At 45.7% G+C, this 16656-nt stretch carries 13 protein-coding genes and 3 riboswitches; of the genes, 7 read left to right on the top strand and 6 right to left on the bottom strand.

The genetic code is table 11. The features are described 5' to 3' along the window. Positions 1-9: 9 nt before the first annotated feature. Positions 10-163, bottom strand: a riboswitch (SAM riboswitch). A gap of 210 nt (positions 164-373) precedes the next feature. After that, positions 374-483, top strand: a riboswitch (SAM riboswitch). Positions 484-557: 74 nt separating this feature from the next. The 5 genes from mtnW (at position 558) to K8U60_RS06685 (ending at position 6971) form a co-directional block, all read left to right on the top strand. Further along, on the top strand, positions 558-1772 hold the full coding sequence (gene mtnW / locus K8U60_RS06705) for a 2,3-diketo-5-methylthiopentyl-1-phosphate enolase (RefSeq protein WP_223636182.1): 1215 nt from the start codon (positions 558-560) through the stop codon (positions 1770-1772). A 5-nt stretch (positions 1773-1777) separates the two neighbouring features. Then, complete coding sequence (locus K8U60_RS06700) at positions 1778-2443, top strand: 2-hydroxy-3-keto-5-methylthiopentenyl-1-phosphate phosphatase (RefSeq protein WP_317851914.1); 666 nt, start codon at positions 1778-1780, stop codon at positions 2441-2443. Next, complete coding sequence (locus K8U60_RS06695; protein ID WP_223636176.1) at positions 2440-3054, top strand: methylthioribulose 1-phosphate dehydratase; 615 nt, start codon at positions 2440-2442, stop codon at positions 3052-3054. The genes K8U60_RS06700 and K8U60_RS06695 overlap by 4 nt, the downstream gene beginning before the upstream one ends. A gap of 15 nt (positions 3055-3069) precedes the next feature. After that, entirely contained in the window at positions 3070-3606 is a 537-nt protein-coding gene (locus K8U60_RS06690; RefSeq protein ID WP_223636173.1) for a 1,2-dihydroxy-3-keto-5-methylthiopentene dioxygenase, read from the top strand. 134 nt (positions 3607-3740) lie between these two features. After that, a complete protein-coding gene (locus K8U60_RS06685) occupies positions 3741-6971 on the top strand; it encodes a hypothetical protein (RefSeq protein ID WP_223636171.1) in 3231 nt (1076 codons plus the stop codon). Between the two features lie 30 nt (positions 6972-7001). On the opposite strand, the gene K8U60_RS06680 is transcribed toward K8U60_RS06685, so the two are convergent. From K8U60_RS06680 to K8U60_RS06670, 3 genes are all read right to left on the bottom strand, one after another. Next, positions 7002-8441, bottom strand: a complete 1440-nt coding sequence (locus K8U60_RS06680; protein ID WP_223636169.1) for a glycosyltransferase — start codon at positions 8439-8441, stop codon at positions 7002-7004. Next, complete coding sequence (locus tag K8U60_RS06675) at positions 8438-9484, bottom strand: HEAT repeat domain-containing protein (RefSeq protein WP_223636167.1); 1047 nt, start codon at positions 9482-9484, stop codon at positions 8438-8440. The genes K8U60_RS06680 and K8U60_RS06675 overlap by 4 nt, the downstream gene beginning before the upstream one ends. A gap of 168 nt (positions 9485-9652) precedes the next feature. After that, positions 9653-10522, bottom strand: coding sequence for an amidase (locus K8U60_RS06670; RefSeq protein ID WP_223636165.1), 870 nt, complete (start codon positions 10520-10522; stop codon positions 9653-9655). Between the two features lie 47 nt (positions 10523-10569). Continuing rightward, positions 10570-10657: riboswitch (cyclic di-GMP riboswitch) on the bottom strand. A gap of 125 nt (positions 10658-10782) precedes the next feature. Here K8U60_RS06670 and mgtE point away from each other — a divergent pair. Together mgtE and K8U60_RS06660 are read left to right on the top strand one after the other, a co-directional pair. Continuing rightward, on the top strand, positions 10783-12141 hold the full coding sequence (gene mgtE, locus K8U60_RS06665) for a magnesium transporter (RefSeq protein WP_223636163.1): 1359 nt from the start codon (positions 10783-10785) through the stop codon (positions 12139-12141). 107 nt (positions 12142-12248) lie between these two features. Continuing rightward, on the top strand, positions 12249-12653 hold the full coding sequence (locus tag K8U60_RS06660; RefSeq protein WP_223636160.1) for a DUF4395 domain-containing protein: 405 nt from the start codon (positions 12249-12251) through the stop codon (positions 12651-12653). 53 nt (positions 12654-12706) lie between these two features. On the opposite strand, the gene K8U60_RS06655 is transcribed toward K8U60_RS06660, so the two are convergent. From K8U60_RS06655 to K8U60_RS06645, 3 genes are all read right to left on the bottom strand, one after another. Further along, the gene (locus K8U60_RS06655) at positions 12707-13984 is read right to left on the bottom strand and encodes a glutamate-5-semialdehyde dehydrogenase (RefSeq protein ID WP_223636156.1); all 1278 of its coding nucleotides are present in this window, start codon (positions 13982-13984) and stop codon (positions 12707-12709) included. A 29-nt stretch (positions 13985-14013) separates the two neighbouring features. Next, positions 14014-14784, bottom strand: a complete 771-nt coding sequence (proB, locus tag K8U60_RS06650) for a glutamate 5-kinase (RefSeq protein WP_317851913.1) — start codon at positions 14782-14784, stop codon at positions 14014-14016. 587 nt (positions 14785-15371) lie between these two features. Continuing rightward, entirely contained in the window at positions 15372-16619 is a 1248-nt protein-coding gene (locus K8U60_RS06645) for a TerD family protein (protein WP_223636154.1), read from the bottom strand. Positions 16620-16656 lie beyond the last annotated feature (37 nt).

The following is a 16656-nucleotide window of genomic DNA, read 5'->3' as shown; positions in this document are numbered from 1 at the left end:
ATTCCATGCCTCTTATCTTTCAGAAAATAAATTTCTGATGGAATTAGCACCGTGCCTTACAGGAAATTCATCCTGGCGCCAAAGCGCCCCGTCTCACAACGGTATTACGGTCGGTTGCTGGGCGTCATCGGGCCAAAATCCCTCTGCCAGCTCTTGATAAGAGTACTACGTGTATTACTATTAAGTTTATGAAGAGAATCCTATCACGATTCAGAATTGACTGTCAACGGATTTTTCAAATAAAAACAGTTTTTTGATAACAGAGTTGACAGACTTCTGCGCACATGAAATAATCAGAATTACTTTACTGTATTAAATCGACTTACTTATTTTGGATTGAACCTATAAAATTGTTTTACCCAATTTCATATCTTTCTTATTCAGAGCAGGTGGAGGGACAAGCCCTACGATACCCGGCAACCGGTCCAATGGTGGACACGGTGCTAATTCTTGCAGCCAGAACCGATGGCTGAGAAATAAGAAGTTGTTAACGCCCTTAACCTCTTCTTATTTGAAGAGGTTTTTTATTTTTTAAATTGCATGGGAGTGTGGAATAGATGAGCGTATTGACTGCTACTTATCAAGTATATGGAAAGCCCGGTTCCTTCGAAAAAAAAGCGGAAGGCATCGCTTTGGGTCTGACAATCGGCTCCTGGACAGACTTGCCGCTGCTTGAACAGGCACAACTGAAACACCATAAGGGACATGTTGTCTCCATCGAAGAATTCGCAGAAGACAGCCATCCATTGAAGCCGGAGCTGATAAAGGCAGAACTCGAGATTGCCTACCCGAGCATCAATTTTTCAGCCGACTTGCCTGCCATCCTGACCACGGTTTTCGGCAAACTATCCCTGGATGGTGAAGTGAAGCTACTGGATTTGGATTTCAGCCATGATTTGCTCAGCCACTTTCCCGGCCCGCGCTTCGGCATAGAAGAAATTCGCAATACACTTGGCGTAGCCGGAAGGCCGCTTCTGATGAGCATATTCAAAGGCGTCATCGGCCGCGATTTGGATTTTCTGTCTGCTCAATTGCGCGAGCAGGCTTTAGGCGGCGTAGACCTTGTCAAAGACGACGAAATTTTGTTCGACAATCCGCTGACTCCATTCGAAAGCCGCATCATAACGGGTAAAAGAGTACTGGAGAATGTCTACGAAGAAACGGGCCATCGTACATATTATGCGGTAAACCTATCGGGCAGAACTTCCGACCTGAGAGGGAAGGCAAGAAAAGCACGAGAGCTGGGAGCGGATGCCTTATTGTTCAACGTCCACGCATACGGTCTCGATGTGCTGCAGGAATTGGCGGAAGATGATGAGATCGGTTTGCCGTTGATGGCGCATCCTGCATTCAGTGGTGCCTTCACTTCATCCGCATTTTATGGCCTAGCTGCGCCGCTCGCACTCGGGAAACTGATCCGCTATGCCGGTGCAGACTTCTCCCTCTTTCCTTCTCCTTACGGCAGTGTTGCCTTGGAGAAAACAGCTGCTCTTGCACTCGGCAAGGAACTGACCAGGGATAGCCCATTGAAACGAAGCTTCCCGGTACCTTCTGCCGGAATCCATCCAGGGCTTGTGCCTTTACTGTTGGCTGATTACGAGATTGATAGTGTCATCAATGCCGGCGGTGGAATTCATGGACATCCGGCTGGCGCAGCTGGAGGCGGCCGTGCCTTCAGACAGGCAATAGATGCGGTGCTTCAGGGAGAATCCTTACAGGATGCCGCTGGACAACACGAAGAACTACAAACGGCTCTTGAGCTATGGGGGTGAACAGATTGAACAAACCGATTATTTTTTGCGATTTTGATGGTACTGTAACGGCCAATGATAACATCATCGCTATTATGAAACAGTTTGATCCAACGGGCTGGGAACCAGTCAAAGACCGAATTCTTGACCAATCCATCTCAATACGTGAAGGTGTGGCGAAAATGTTTTCCCTGCTCCCTGTTTCGGCAAAAGATGAAATTATTTCATATGTTCTGGAACAGGCTGAAATACGGGAAGGTTTCAGCGACTTTGTCGCTTATACGAAAAAACAGGAGTTGCCTTTATACATTGTCAGTGGTGGAATCGACTTTTTCGTCTATCCGCTCCTTGAACCTTTTGGACCTTTTGACGGCATCTATTGCAACGGTGCCGACTTTTCAGAAGATGTCATCAAACTGGAATTCCCGCATGGCTGCGATGAAAAATGCAGCAGCCAGGGCTGCGGATGCTGTAAGCCATCTGTCATTCGGGACCTTTTGGATACCGGCACGAAAAGTATCGTCATTGGTGATTCCATCAGTGACTGGGAAGCCGCCAAAGAAGCCGACTTCGTCATCGCCCGGGATTTATTGGCTGAGAAATGCCAAGAAGCTGACATCGCCTACGAACCGTTTGAAACGTTCCACGAAGTCATTGCGATCGTCGATGACTATATAGGAGTGAAGTCATGACAGCATTGCGGGAAAAATGGCTAGAATTGGCGGATGTCAAAGATGAATTGGCAGTTCGCGACTGGTTTATGGGAACCAGCGGAAATCTAGCCATTAAGGTAGCAGATGAACCACTCGAATTTCTTGTCACCGCCAGCGGAAAAGACAAGAAAAAACGGACCGATGAAGACTTTTTGCTCGTCGATGCCAACGGCCAGCCGGCTGCAGAAACACCGTTGAAACCATCGGCTGAGACTTTGCTGCATTGTGCGATTTACGGAAAGACAAAGGCCGGCTGCAGTCTTCACGTCCATACAGTCGCCAATAATGTCATTTCCGAGTTATACGGCGATGCCGGAAAAATCGATTTCAAGGGACAGGAATTGATCAAGGCATTCGGATTATGGGAAGAGGATGCTGTACTGACCATTCCCATCATTCCCAATCACGCCGATATTCCAACGCTCGCCGCAGCCTTTGAACCTTATATTGCCGCCGACAAAGGTGCGGTGCTGATCCGCAACCATGGCATTACCGTTTGGGGAAAAGACGGCTTTGAAGCGAAAAAGCTGCTTGAAGCCAGCGAGTTTTTATTTCAATACCAATTAGCGTTGCAACTACAGTTAAAATAAGAGAGGAAGATTCTAATGGCTATCATTAAAATTCAAGGAACAGACGAAACAATTGAAGCACAAAACGAGGTGGCAGCATTTCTCGAGCAGCAGGAAGTCGTTTATGAACATTGGGACAACAATAAATTGCCGGAGCATCTTCGTGAAAAGTTCGACTTGAGCGATGAAGACAAAGAAGAAATCCTTCAGGTATTCAAAACAGAAATTGATGACATCTCAGAGCGCCGCGGCTACCAGGCAGCGGATATCATTTCCCTGTCAGACTCCAACCCGAAGCTGGACGAGCTCTTGAAGAACTTCCAGCGCAAACATATCCATACAGACGACGAAGTGCGCTATATCGTCAGCGGCCATGGCGTCTTCATCATCCAAGGAAAAGACGAGCGCTTTTTCGAAGTTCACCTGACGCCAGGCGACTTGATCTCGGTTCCTGAAAACATCACCCATTACTTTACGCTTGCAGATGACCGGAAAGTTGTAGCGGTTCGCATCTTTGTAACAACTGAAGGATGGGTACCGGTTTACCAGGAAGAAAGCAACGTTCAAAACTAAAGATGATGAAAAGACCCGACAAATTCGGGTCTTTTTTATTTTGAAAAAAATAGGTAAAATTTATCTATTTTTAATAATTTTTAAGCTATAATGTCTTTTGAGTTATATTTTGTAAATAGAAAAGAGTGGTATTGATGAAGAAGACTCTGCTGTCTATAACAGCAATCATTGCTATCCTTCTATTGCCTATTATCATCTGGTTCTTTAAGGAAGAAAAAATAGTAAATGTGGCGATACTTGATAAAACGGTTCCAACTGAAAGTTACCGGGAACATAAAGGACTGACCTGGCTGTTGAATCACCACCGCTACGTGTCAGAAGACAATAAGACGTATCAGGCAGACAGCGATTATTATGGATTTGTCCCTGATGAAAAAGAGAACAGCTATACAACCCGGGATTTACCCGAAAATCTATCTGGAACCGACCTTATCTATCTGGCGGATTCCTATGGTGTTTATGAAGAAGATCTTCCATGGCAATCATCGGAAAAAACTCCAGGCAGTTCATCTATGATTTTGGGCGGACTTCAAATGGATGAATGGCAGACCATTAAAAAGCAGGTTCAATCTCAAGGTACGGATTTAGTTGTTGAGTTCAATACCTTCGCCTCCCCGACGCCAAAAGAAGTGGCGCAAGATATGAACGAGTTTCTGGGACTCAAATGGAGCGGCTGGAGTGGCCGCCATTTTGTAAACCTTCAGGCACCTGAAGGCGAAGTGCCTCAGTGGATTGTAGATAATTATGAAAAAAACGATATGAAATGGAATTTTGAAGGTGCTGGCTTTGTCCTGGTCAACGATGCTAAAGGAGAAATCGTGGTTCTTTCCGAAGAATCCGGAGAAGTCGGCGCCAACGGGATTCACCTTGCCTTTACTGAAAAAGGCGCTGATCAATTCACTTTAGCGGATAGTCCTTCTTTCGGTTATTGGTTTGATATCAACGAGGCGGCTGCCGGTACAGAGGTACTGGCAGACTATCAATGGGATCTCGAAAGCACGGGCAGCGAGAAGTTGAAAGCTGCCGGCATTCCTGAAAACTTTCCAGCCGTGTTCCATCAATCCAAGAACGGAGCAGACCTTTACTATTTTGCCGGGGATTTTGTTGATATTGATGATACCCCAAGTTTTTACCGCTATGCCGGATTTTCAACACTTCGTTCATTTATCTCAACAGAATCATTGGATGCCGAAAAGAGTTTTTACTGGCAGACTTACCTACCAATGATGGAGACCATTTTGGCGAATACAGAAGATAAGAAGACTGAAAGTGAAAAGACCGAAGATGAGAATACTGAGATCGAAGCAGCCAAAGCAACTACAGCCGAGAAGGATGGCATCGCCTACCCTTCCCGTGTAAACGGCCAGGCGTTTGAGGTATACCAGGATGGTGAATGGCAGCCGTTCACCATCAAAGGCGTCAATATGGGGATGGCCAAACCCGGAACGTTCCCTGGAGAAGCCGCGATTACGCGGGAGGAATACGACCGGTGGTTCCAAGCAATCGGTGAAATGAATGCCAATGCAATCCGCATTTATACACTTCATCCACCAGCTTTCTACGAAGCATTCGCTGCTTATAATGCCAGCGCAAAAGAGCCGCTTTACCTGTATCACGGTGTATGGATCGATGAAGAGCCGTTGGTGGAGACATTGGACGCTTTTACTCCCGACATCACAGACCGCTTCCAGAATGAAGTTGAGAAAATTGTTGATGTCATCCATGGCGAAGCAGTGGTCGAACAGGAGCCTGGCCATGCCCATGGAACTTACCAGACGGATATCTCTTCCTATGTCATCGGCTGGATGATCGGCATCGAATGGTATCCTGGAGCTGTCCATCAGATGAAACTCGATTACCCTGACTTGGGTGATTATCAGGGAACCCACGTCTACACAGAAGGTGCCACCCCCATGGAGCATTGGCTGGCGCAGCAATTGGATCGCCTTGCGGAATATGAGCTGGACGAATACCAAAGCATGCGCCCCCTCAGCTTCACCAACTGGGTGACGACTGACAATATCGAACACCCAGCGGAGCCAAGCTACTTGGAAGACTTAGCCACTGTTGACCCAAACCACATTAAAACAAAAGGGATGACGGATACAGTCGGTATGTTTGCTTCCTACCATGTTTATCCGTACTATCCGGATTTCTTGAATTTAGAAGAGCGCTATACCGAATATGTTGATCACCGCGGCGAAGCTAATAACTACGCCGGTTACTTGAAGGATTTAAACGATTCACACGACATGCCGATTGTCATCGCCGAGTTCGGTGTTCCAGCTTCACGCGGCATGACCCATGAAAATCCGTTCGGCTGGAACCAAGGATTCATTTCCGAACAGCAGCAAGGTGAAATCGTCAACCGTCTATATGAAGATATTCTTGAAGAAGGCATGCTTGGCGGTATGGTTTTCACCTGGCAGGATGAGTGGTTCAAACGCACGTGGAATACGATGGATTATGACAATCCGAACGAACGGCCTTTCTGGTCGAATGCCCAAACCAACGAGCAGCAATTCGGTCTGTTGAGCTTTGATCGCCATAAAGTGAAAGTCGATGGCGAGGATGACTGGTCAGGTGGCCAAACCCTTTACGAAAAAGACAGCGGAGCTCTTAGAGCACTGGAGATGGATTCGGATGAGCGGTATGTCTACATTAAAGCCCAATTCGATCCAGCCAATAAAAACTGGTGGGACAAACAGGATTTCACTCTTTATTTCAGCACCCGTGAAGACCAAGGCATCGCGGTTGATGCCTTGAAGAAAACAGAGTTTCTGGCGGACTTCCAGTTGAAAGTGGAAGACCTGGAGCAGGCACGTTTGCAGGTGGCGGGCGATTACGACAGCTTCTATTATGATTATCATGAACGCCTTGAAATGATTCCCGCGGAAGAAAAGATCGAATCGACCTTCCATCCGATCCGATTGGCTTTGAACAAAGAATTTGTTCGTCCGGACACAGGCGAAATTTATCCATTTGATGCCTATGAAACTGGGGTCCTTCGATTCGGCATCGCCAACCCGGAACATGAAAATTATGATTCCTTGAATGATTATTATTACGATAAGGGGACGGGAATCATGGAAATCCGAATTCCATGGATGTTGCTGAATGCCAAAGACCCGGCGAAGCACGAATTTATCGGCGATCTCTGGAAAGAGGGGATCGAATCTTCCGAAACGATCGACGGATTGGATGTCACCGCCAGTTTAACCGGACCGGACGGAAAAGCAGTTGAAACCTTTGAGGCCGATAAAGCTGCCCGGTACTCCTGGGAACCTTGGGGCTTGCCGAAAACTGATGAACGGTTGAAGCAATCGTATTATATTTTACAAGAGACTTTTGACGAGACAGAGTGACGTAAACCAACTAAAAAAGAAGGAAGCCCTTTACAGGCTTCCTTCTTTTTGTTCGTCATCCGAGAACACACCTTTGCGCTCCATGTCTCCCCATACGGATTTTTTCTTGAATGCATAGAACAAACCTTGCACACGCCAGAAATTCATCAGGATCCGATACCAGAACGTCTCAGTCAGTGCATAGACATAAAGGACGAGGATACTTCTGACAGTAGGATACTTATGGTAGGTCCATTCCTCCAGCAGCACAGCAAGCGCAGACAAGAGAGAACCGTACAGCACCATCACCAGCAGCATGATAACGGCTATGTCCGTCTCAATGAAGGAGAAGGCAAACCCGCCGATGATGATGAAATAACCCATTACTTCAAAGACAGCGCTCAATAGTTCGATAAAGACATAATAAGGCATCGAAAATAACCCGATTCCTCTATATTTCGGATTGAGCATCATTCCGCGATGCGTCCATAAAGTTTCTGCCAGGCCTCTTTGCCAGCGAATGCGCTGTGCCCGCAAGGAAGCTACTGTACTCGGCGCTTCTGTCCAGCAAACCGGATCCTGGATATATTCGATCCGCTGCTTTGATTTTTCATCTTTGATGGACCGGTGCAAGCGGACAATCAGCTCCATATCTTCACCGACGGTATCGGTTTTATAGCCGCCCACTTTAATGACCCGGCTTTTCTCAAAGACGCCGAATGCCCCTGAAATGATCAGCAGGATATTCACCCGGCTGAACCCAAGACGGCCAATCAGAAAAGCACGGAAGTATTCGATAATCTGCATGACTTCCAATGGCTTTTTCGGTAATGCCACCTGTTCGATGACGCTACGGTTAATTTTGCAACCATTGGCAATCCTCACAGTCCCACCTGTCGCAGTCACCATTCCGCTTGAATCCACAATCGGTTTCATCGTCTTCAGCAAGGCATCCTGTTCGAGGATCGAATCGCCGTCGATTGCTGCAAAATAGGGGTATCTTGAGAAATTGACTCCAGCATTCAATGCATCCGCTTTTCCGCCATTTTCTTTTTCAATCAAGAACAAATGGGGATGAAAAGTCGAGCGATAAGCCCGTTTGATTTCTCCAGTTTTAAAGTGAGTCCGGATCGCCAGTTCAATCGGTTCCATCCCGAATTGGGCAAGTACTTTTTCACTGGTCCTATCCGTTGACCCATCGTTGACTACAATGATTTCATATTGGGGATAATTCAAATTCAGTAAGGAACGGACTGTGCTGACCACGCCAGCTTCTTCGTTATAGGCGGGAACCAGAATGGAAATAGGATATGTGTCTTTATTGATCGACATTTCCTCAATTTGCTCCTGGCGGTTCAATTTTTTCTCTTTGCTGATTTTCGGGCTGGCGACCAGAAACAAAATCAAATAAGTCGCACCGGCCGCCAGCATATAAGCGATGATTGCCCAGGAAATAATTTCGATGATTACTGCGATGCCAGTTCCACTCATATGAGGATCCCTCCTTCACGTGTCAGCATATGCCTGGCAATATCTCTGGCGTATGCATCCGCGTGATCAGCCGCCACCTGTTCAAGCACCTGATTGCCGCCTTCAAAGAATTTAAGGTTTTCAGCCCCTGCAAAACGGACCCACCATACATTGTCCGCCAGCAAGTAAATCAAATGGGGTTTGTACTGATCAAAATGGCAGGCTCCCGCCAGCTTAGCTGCGTACATCCGCTCTTGCCAGTGTGCTGAATCGAAAAAGCCGGAAAGAATAGCAGGATTCACCATTTTTTTGTAATGGCATAAGCTGCTCATTGCCTTCAAGCGGACTTCTTTACGCTCATCCTGTAATTTTTTTTCGACAAACGGGAAGAGCATGTCAATCTGATGCTCTCCGCTGAAACTGATGAAGGCGTAAAGCATATTTTCTGAGATATCCTCTTTCAATTGCATCCGCTCCAGCGTCAATTTGAGTAAATCCTGATCCAGGCGATATAGCAATTCCTTGATCATCCCGAATGACAGGTCTTTACTTTCAATGGCGGCATCCATCAACCGCACTTCCTGCAAAGTGGCACAAGCACGGATGCATTGGCGAAATTCTTCATCCCTTTTGCTGATTTTCTTGAAATGCTGATAAATGTCTTCCTTTAAGGAAAAAAGCCGGAAATCTTCGATAAAATACAACGCATTGATGCGCTCTGCCCATTGGCCTTTTTTCAGCATATGACGATAATATTCCGTTAAATGCTTTTCTGCCAATCTATGGATACGTGCTTTCTGTTCGCCCTGAAAACCTTCGGATGCAAATTCATCAAGCATGGTTTCCATCAATTTGAACCGGTTTTTCTTCGCAGCAGGCAAACCAGGCTCAGTTTCATGCGAACCTTCTATATACTGCCGGAATTGAGGCTTTAACGTCTCCATTGTTTCTTTTATGCTGTGTTCAACAGCCAAGTTTTTCATTTTCCAGGCGATCAGCAACGCCAAAATCAGGAGTTGAATCCCCAATAAGCTGAAAACAACCGATATAAATACCTCTATCATTTATCAAATCTCCTTTTTGAAGTGCTTTCAGCAGTTTTTATATAAAAATTTCTAAATAATATTCATAATTGATAATTTATGGATATTGTAACATATCCATACTAGTTAACTATAAGAAAAAGCAGCCTGGTTCAGCCGAATCGGCCAACCTTGCTGCTTTTCATCCCTTTATGGAGCCATCGTTTTCCAACTGTCCACGTGATGGATTGCAATACCGCCAAACCCTTTTACCCCAGTATAATATGCGGATACTTTGGCCAACTCGACTTTCATGAAAGTTTCTCCTTCTTCATAGAAAGAGATGAAATCCCCTTCATCAGTCTTGTCGGTTTCAACTCCCACCACTACGGGTTTCCCATACTTTACTCCATAAGCAATTTCGTTTTTCACCAGTTCTGTAATCATGGCTGCTGAATCCCGATAAGCCATGAGGGTAACGCTGTGCGTGTTGGCAATTACCCATTCAGCGAGCACACCTTTGCCGTATGTATTTTTATAGGAAATTTCATCGAACCAGAAAGGCAGATCCACTTCAATCGGCAAGTTCAGCGCAGCTGTGCTGGATTTTGCTTTTGTCATCAAAGCTTGATAAGACTTAACGGTTGCTGCACGGTTTGTATTCCAGCCGCTGTAAAGATACGGTTCAACATCCAAGTGAACGCCCGAAAATCTTTGGGCCGGCCCAGAATCCCGCTGATAAAGCGATAACCAGGACATCAACTGATCCTGCTGTACAAAACCTTTCGGTGCCACCCAGTCAGGTGCCCCATCCAATGCGTAAATAGCCATTCCTGCTGATCGCGCTTTTTCAATAAAGCTCTGATAACTACTGGCCGGAATATCGGCATCAATCTGCACATAAACTTTGTTTACATCTTTACTCTCCAGAAAAGCCAGTGTTCCCGCTTCATCATTGTAGATCATCCAAGGATTCCATAACCAAGTCGCTTTGGTTTCCACCTCAGTCGCCTGTGCTTCAATCCCATGTTGCGTCAGCATAAACAACAGCCATACACCTGCTATCATTAGTTTTTTCATTTTCCCATATCCTCCCGTTCTGATAGCCGTGGCTCACAGAACGAGGCCGAGGCAACCTGACAACCCTGCGTTTTTCAACGGGTAGGCTCATGGCTTTGCGTCCTTCCCTTTCGGTGAAGTTTGCCTTTTCCAGATTTTCATTATTATATGTCAAATAATTCAAATGCGCCATCTTTTTTTTACCTCTTTCAAAAATGACGATTTAGCGCAATAATCAACAATAGGATTTCTGAATTTCCTGTACAGAAGGAGTGAACCCCATGTCTACAGCATTGTTCGAAGATGAAATCACCCTGGCGCTGATCAAGGCCATGAAAGAGGGAAAAATAATGGAGTTCCAGGACATTCTGGATGAGCTCCAGCCCTACGATATGGCGATCCAATACCGGCACCTGCCGGACAAGCACCGCAATAAATTCCTGCTCTATTTGACGATCCGCCAATTGACGGAATTGATGCAGGAACTTTCCAAAAATGAACAAATCGATATTCTTCATAAATTGGGTCTCGAAAAGTCGTCCCAGGTCCTTGATCGCATGGACAACGACGATTTGGCCCTGCTATTGGCCGATTTGGAACCGGAACGCATTGAAGAACTATTATCGCAGATCAATCAGGACGATTCACAATTTGTTAAAAGTACGATGACTTACCCACCTGAAACGGCAGGCCGCTTGATGAATAACCGATATGTTTGGATTCCACGCCATTACACGATCCGTGAAGCGGTCGATAAGATTAAGCTGTTTGCCGATTTGGCGGAATACCTAAACTATCTTTATGTCGTAGATGAGGATAAGAAGCTGGTCGGCGTCGTTTCCTATAAGGACCTGATCCTCGGAAACCTTGACGATAAAATTGAAGAAGTCATGTACAATCGCGTCGTCAAAGCCGATGTCTTGACCGACCAGGAAGATGCCGCACAATTGATCAGCCGTTATGATTTTGTCACGCTGCCGATTGTTGAAAAAGATGACAAGCTGGTTGGTGTCATCACTGTTGATGACATTATCGATGTCGTTATGCAGGAAGCGAATGAAGACATTGAAAAACTATCGGCTTCAGGAAAGTCGATCGACTTCAATACGCCCGCTCTGGTTGCTGCCTATCGCCGTCTGCCCTGGCTGATCCTTCTATTGTTTATCGGGCTGTTTTCCGGCGGTATCATCAGCCGTTTTGAAGAAACGCTGCAGACGGTTGTCGCTTTAACTTTCTTTATGCCGATGATTGCCGGCATGACAGGGAATACGGGAACGCAATCCCTGTCTGTAGTGGTCCGTGGACTGGCTTCACAAAAGTTGAATACCAAGCAGACCATCAACCTGATCTTTAGGGAATTATGGGTCGGCATCATCATCGGCGCTATCTGCTCCGTGCTTATTTTGCTGATTGCGTATGTGTGGCAGGGTAATTTCGTATTGGGCATTGTGGTCGGCGGCTCGCTGTTGATGACCTTAATCATCGGAACTTTGGCCGGGACCATCATTCCTCTTGTCCTATACAGATTTAAGATCGATCCGGCTGTGGCATCCGGTCCTTTAATCACGACAATCAACGATATCCTGTCTTTGCTGATTTATTTTGGGATGGCTACTTTATTCATTTCTCAACTGCTTTAAAGGGCGTCGCTCCTCCTCACGTGCTTAAAGTTCCTTATCTCAAGCAATTATCTTTATCCTAAGTAAGTTACTAGGTATAATAAGTCTTAATTGAAGGAGGCGAGCCCGTGACTATTCCGAAACCCCTTGTACAGACCAATCAGGCTTTTATCGTCATTACCGTATTAACAGCACTTCTGCTCCACCCGGCCATTCTGCTATTGCCGTTTGCTGTCGGAGTTTATACATTGATCACCAAGAAAAACCCGGTGATTCAATTCAGCCGCCGCTTTTTGAAAAAACCGATGGCGAGCTATCAGCAGGAAGATAAAGATCAGCAGCTTTTCAATCAATGGATCGCAACGATCTGCTTAGGGCTGTCACTTCTTTTCTTCTCTGTGGGCACTCCACTGGCCGCCTATGCGTTCGGCATCATGGTCATTATCGCAGCAGGCGTGGCGCTCATGGGGTATTGCATCGGCTGTACCATCCGTTATCGCTACATGATGTGGAAACACAATCGAACCGCATAAGAAAAAGACCGGAAGCGATGAGCTTCCGGTCTTTTTTGTGTATCGCACATTTCTTATTTAACTTGGCCATTGCCGCGCACGATGTATTTAGTCGAAGTCAAAGCAGGCAGTCCCATAGGTCCGCGCGCGTGAAGCTTCTGTGTACTGATGCCGATCTCGGCACCAAAACCAAATTCAAAACCGTCCGTAAAACGGGTAGAGGCATTATGGTAAACCGCGGCTGCATCAATTTCCATAAAGAATTGATCGACATTTGCGGAATTGGACGAAATGATGGCTTCCGAATGTTTGGTTCCGTAGGTGTTGATATGCTGAACCGCTTCAGTTACATCATCAACGATTTTCATCGACACTTCCAGTCCCAGGTATTCTGTTCCCCAATCCGCTTCTTCTGCAGGTATGACATTAGGAGAGAGTTTTTGCGCAACCTCATCTCCATGGATTTCCACCTGATTTTCCTGCAATGCTGTCATCAATTTCGGTAAATGCTGCTCCGCCCAATTTTTATGGACCAGAATGCTTTCACAGGAATTACAGACTGAAGGCCGCTGTGTCTTGGCATTCAGTGCAATTTCGATGGCCATTTTGACATCCGCTGTCTCGTCGATATAGATATGGCAATTGCCTGCACCAGTTTCCAATACCGGGACCGTAGAGTTTTGGACCACTGTTTGAATCAGCTTGGCGCCTCCGCGAGGAATCAGCACATCCAGGTATTGGTTCAGCTTAAACATATGTGAAGCTGCTTCCCTGCTCGTATCTTCCAGCAATTGAACGGACTCAACCGGCAGTTCACTTTTTTCAAGTGCGCGGTGGATAACCGAAACAATGGCTTTATTGGAATGGATTGCCGTGGAACTGCCGCGTAGCACCACCGCATTACCTGTTTTCAGGCATAAGCTGGAGGCATCCACTGTGACATTGGGACGCGCTTCGTAGATCATGCCCACAACACCTAGAGGCACTCGGATTTTCGACATCGTCAAGCCATTCGGCCGTTCCCATTTCTCAAGCACCTCACCGACAGGATCCGCGAGTTTCGTCAATTGAATCAAAGCATCGGCCATATCTTCTAACCGCGCTTGATCCAGTTTTAAACGGTCCACCAAGGAGTCACTCATTCCATTTTGGCGTCCGGCTTCAATGTCTTTCTTGTTTTCTTCCAGAATATAAGCCTGCTCTTCAAGCAGTTGAGCTGAAATTGAACGAAGCGCGTTATTTTTTTGCTTGGTCGTCGACTTCGCCAATACTGCGGAAGCCTGTTTCGCCTGTTTCGCTTTCTGGACTAGTTCACTTTTCTCGATTTGCTGTTCTTGAAGAAGTTCAGTCATTCATGATACCCCTTTCGGTTTTGCGTTAATCAAACACCCATTTTTGTTTTTACGCCAATATAGGTCCCATCACCTTTGCCCCGGAAAATATCAACCAGTTTTTCACTGCCTGTTCCAGAACCGATGAACACTTGAACACCTAAAGCCAAGGCCGTACGTGCTGCTTCGAGTTTTGACTTCATGCCGCCTGTTCCGACATCAGAACCCACAGAAGATGTGGCTTCTATTAGTTCATTAGGGATTGTATCAAGATGAAGGTATTTATGAGCTTGAGGATTGGTTCTTGGATTGTCCTGATAAATGCCGTTGATGTCTGTTAAAATCATAAGGAAATCTGCGTGGACGAGCCCGCTTACCAATGCCGACAGCATATCATTGTCTCCAAACGTCAGCTCTTTCACTGACACCGAATCGTTTTCATTGATGATCGGCATAACGTTTCGTTCCAATAGTTTTGAAATCGTGTCGTTGGCATTTTTGTAAAGATCTTTTGTCAATAGCAGCTGTGCAGCCACAATATTGTGTTTTTTGCATTCATCTGCATACGCCTGCAACAACAGGCTTTGGCCCACTGCCGCCGCTGACTGCTTATCGACTACTGTATCTGGACGCGATAAATAGCCCATGCTTGTACATCCTGCAGCGACTGCTCCAGATGATATCAATATTACTTCATGCCCGTCTTCTTTTAAGCGAGCCAGTGCATCCACATGCTCGCGCAACTTATCGATCGACAGTTTACCACGCTCATCTGTCAATGAACTACTGCCTATTTTCACAACAATTCTCTTCTTCTCCACGTGCAATCACCACCCGATTTTGATAAATAAAAAAAATTCTTCCATTTCATTCAAAAGCGGAAGAACCATGCCTCCGTGTCTATGTTCTCTTCAACTGTTTTCATCGAATCTGTTTAATAGAGTTATTATGCACTGTTTTGCATTTTAAGTCAATCCAATAAATTATTTTTTCCAGCATAAATGGATTTAACAAACTTTCACATACACCATAAATGAATATTTATGCATTATATTGAAAGTGTCTTATACTGCTTCCCGAAAAATCTGTACTCAGGATTCATGAGATTAAGATAGTTAATTCCAATTTTTCAATTTAAAATGAAAATTCGAATTTTGATTGAAGTAATAGCTTAACATAGTTTATCCTTCATTGAAACCGGGTTCCGGATATAAGGGCTGATTACGGCGGCCATCAGCAACTCATTTAATCGTTCTACAAATGCTGATCCTCTTCTTTTAAAAATATGTATATATAGAAGTTTTTTATTTTGAGATCAATTAAAAAAATTCTTCTTTTTTGAGAAAAATAGATTGGCTACACATTTAAAAAAAGCGCGGAAATTTAATTCCACGCTTTCTTTCTTGCTTTATTTGGACCCTGCGCTCCATGTCATGCCCCATTTGAAGGCCTTATCCATTTCCCGGTGGCCTGAGAAATACTCCACCACTTTTTTGACGCTCAAGGTTTGATTTTTTTCATTTTCAACCAAGGCGATGGCGCACATCCGCTTGCCTTTGCGGTGTTCATCCAGACGGACTTCTACATCCGGGCCGTTTTTTTGCTTCAATGTGACAACTCCATCCACTTCTGCCCAATTCGCTGCACCTTCGTAGATAAAAGCATAGACCAAAATCCGTTTGAATTTCATGAGCTGATCGCCATTGATCCGAAGGTTTTCTCCGCCTTTAGACGTTCCAGTGCGGTCATCGTGGTCAAGTGCGATATAAGGCAGCTGCTTCAAATTTCCGAAGGTGTTGCCGAGCGCTTGGACCACGCCTTTAGAGCCGTCCTCCAACTCAAACAAACAGCCCAGATCCAAATCCACTGAATTGCTGGCATTGAGGATCGATGACAAAAAGCCGCCTGCCGTTTTTTGCGTCCAATTTAAATTCACGACGATTTCACCCAAGGGTGAATCGGTTTTGTTGAGGTTGATCTTGTCTCCTGCCTTTTTCAGTTCCACCTTCTTCAGGTTGATCGAAGCGGGTTTTGGACTTGCATCTTCTGTTTTGACAGGCTGTTTGGGTTTAGCCAATGCATCTGCCGGCAGGTCAAGATGGAATTGCCGGCACAGTTCCCGGAGGTCTCCGGAAACGCTTTGGCCGATTGCGGAAAACTTCCATTCTCCGTTATGCAGGTAGACTTCTCCTGCCAGGAGGGTAAGGTCCTTGTTGAACTCTTTGCCCAAATCATAGCGGCATAATTCTTTTTTGTTTTGATCATCTTCAATCCGTACGTAAGCGTTTGAAACCTGTCCGAAGTCCTGCTTTTTAGCTGCTCCTTCATAGATGCAGATCGCCACTACAATTTTTTTGATTCCTGCTGGGACTTTCTCCAGGTCAACAGTAATCTGTTCGTCGTCTCCGGCACCGGCACCCGTCCGATCGTCCTTCGTCAGCTGCACTGCGTTTCCGCCGCCAGTCAGATTATTGTAAAAAACGATATTTTCTTTCCCGGCAATTTTCCCTTCAGCATCCACCAGCAAAGCCACCGCATCTAAATCGATGGACGCAGCTGTTTGGCTGACGTCCCAGCCCAATCCGATTTTCAATTGCTTTAAGCCAGGATGCGCCTTGGTTAAATCCACTTTTTGTCCTTTGATCAAAGTCACCATTCATTTTCCTCCTCAATAAAACTTTATCTGATTCAAC

Source organism: Planococcus circulans (assembly GCF_020023385.1).
GTDB lineage: Bacteria > Bacillota > Bacilli > Bacillales_A > Planococcaceae > Planococcus.
The sequence above is the reverse complement of the archived record's forward strand: the minus strand, read 5'-3'. Positions and strand labels throughout refer to the sequence as shown.

Coding starts and splice junctions, on each gene's coding strand:
- K8U60_RS06675 (WP_223636167.1), bottom strand. CDS start 9,484: ATGATAGAGGTATTTATATCGGTTGTTTTCAGCTTATTGGGGATTCAA.
- K8U60_RS06670 (WP_223636165.1), bottom strand. CDS start 10,522: ATGAAAAAACTAATGATAGCAGGTGTATGGCTGTTGTTTATGCTGACG.
- K8U60_RS06655 (WP_223636156.1), bottom strand. CDS start 13,984: ATGACTGAACTTCTTCAAGAACAGCAAATCGAGAAAAGTGAACTAGTC.
- mgtE (WP_223636163.1), top strand. CDS start 10,783: ATGTCTACAGCATTGTTCGAAGATGAAATCACCCTGGCGCTGATCAAG.
- K8U60_RS06695 (WP_223636176.1), top strand. CDS start 2,440: ATGACAGCATTGCGGGAAAAATGGCTAGAATTGGCGGATGTCAAAGAT.
- mtnW (WP_223636182.1), top strand. CDS start 558: ATGAGCGTATTGACTGCTACTTATCAAGTATATGGAAAGCCCGGTTCC.
- K8U60_RS06685 (WP_223636171.1), top strand. CDS start 3,741: ATGAAGAAGACTCTGCTGTCTATAACAGCAATCATTGCTATCCTTCTA.
- K8U60_RS06645 (WP_223636154.1), bottom strand. CDS start 16,619: ATGGTGACTTTGATCAAAGGACAAAAAGTGGATTTAACCAAGGCGCAT.
- K8U60_RS06690 (WP_223636173.1), top strand. CDS start 3,070: ATGGCTATCATTAAAATTCAAGGAACAGACGAAACAATTGAAGCACAA.
- K8U60_RS06680 (WP_223636169.1), bottom strand. CDS start 8,441: ATGAGTGGAACTGGCATCGCAGTAATCATCGAAATTATTTCCTGGGCA.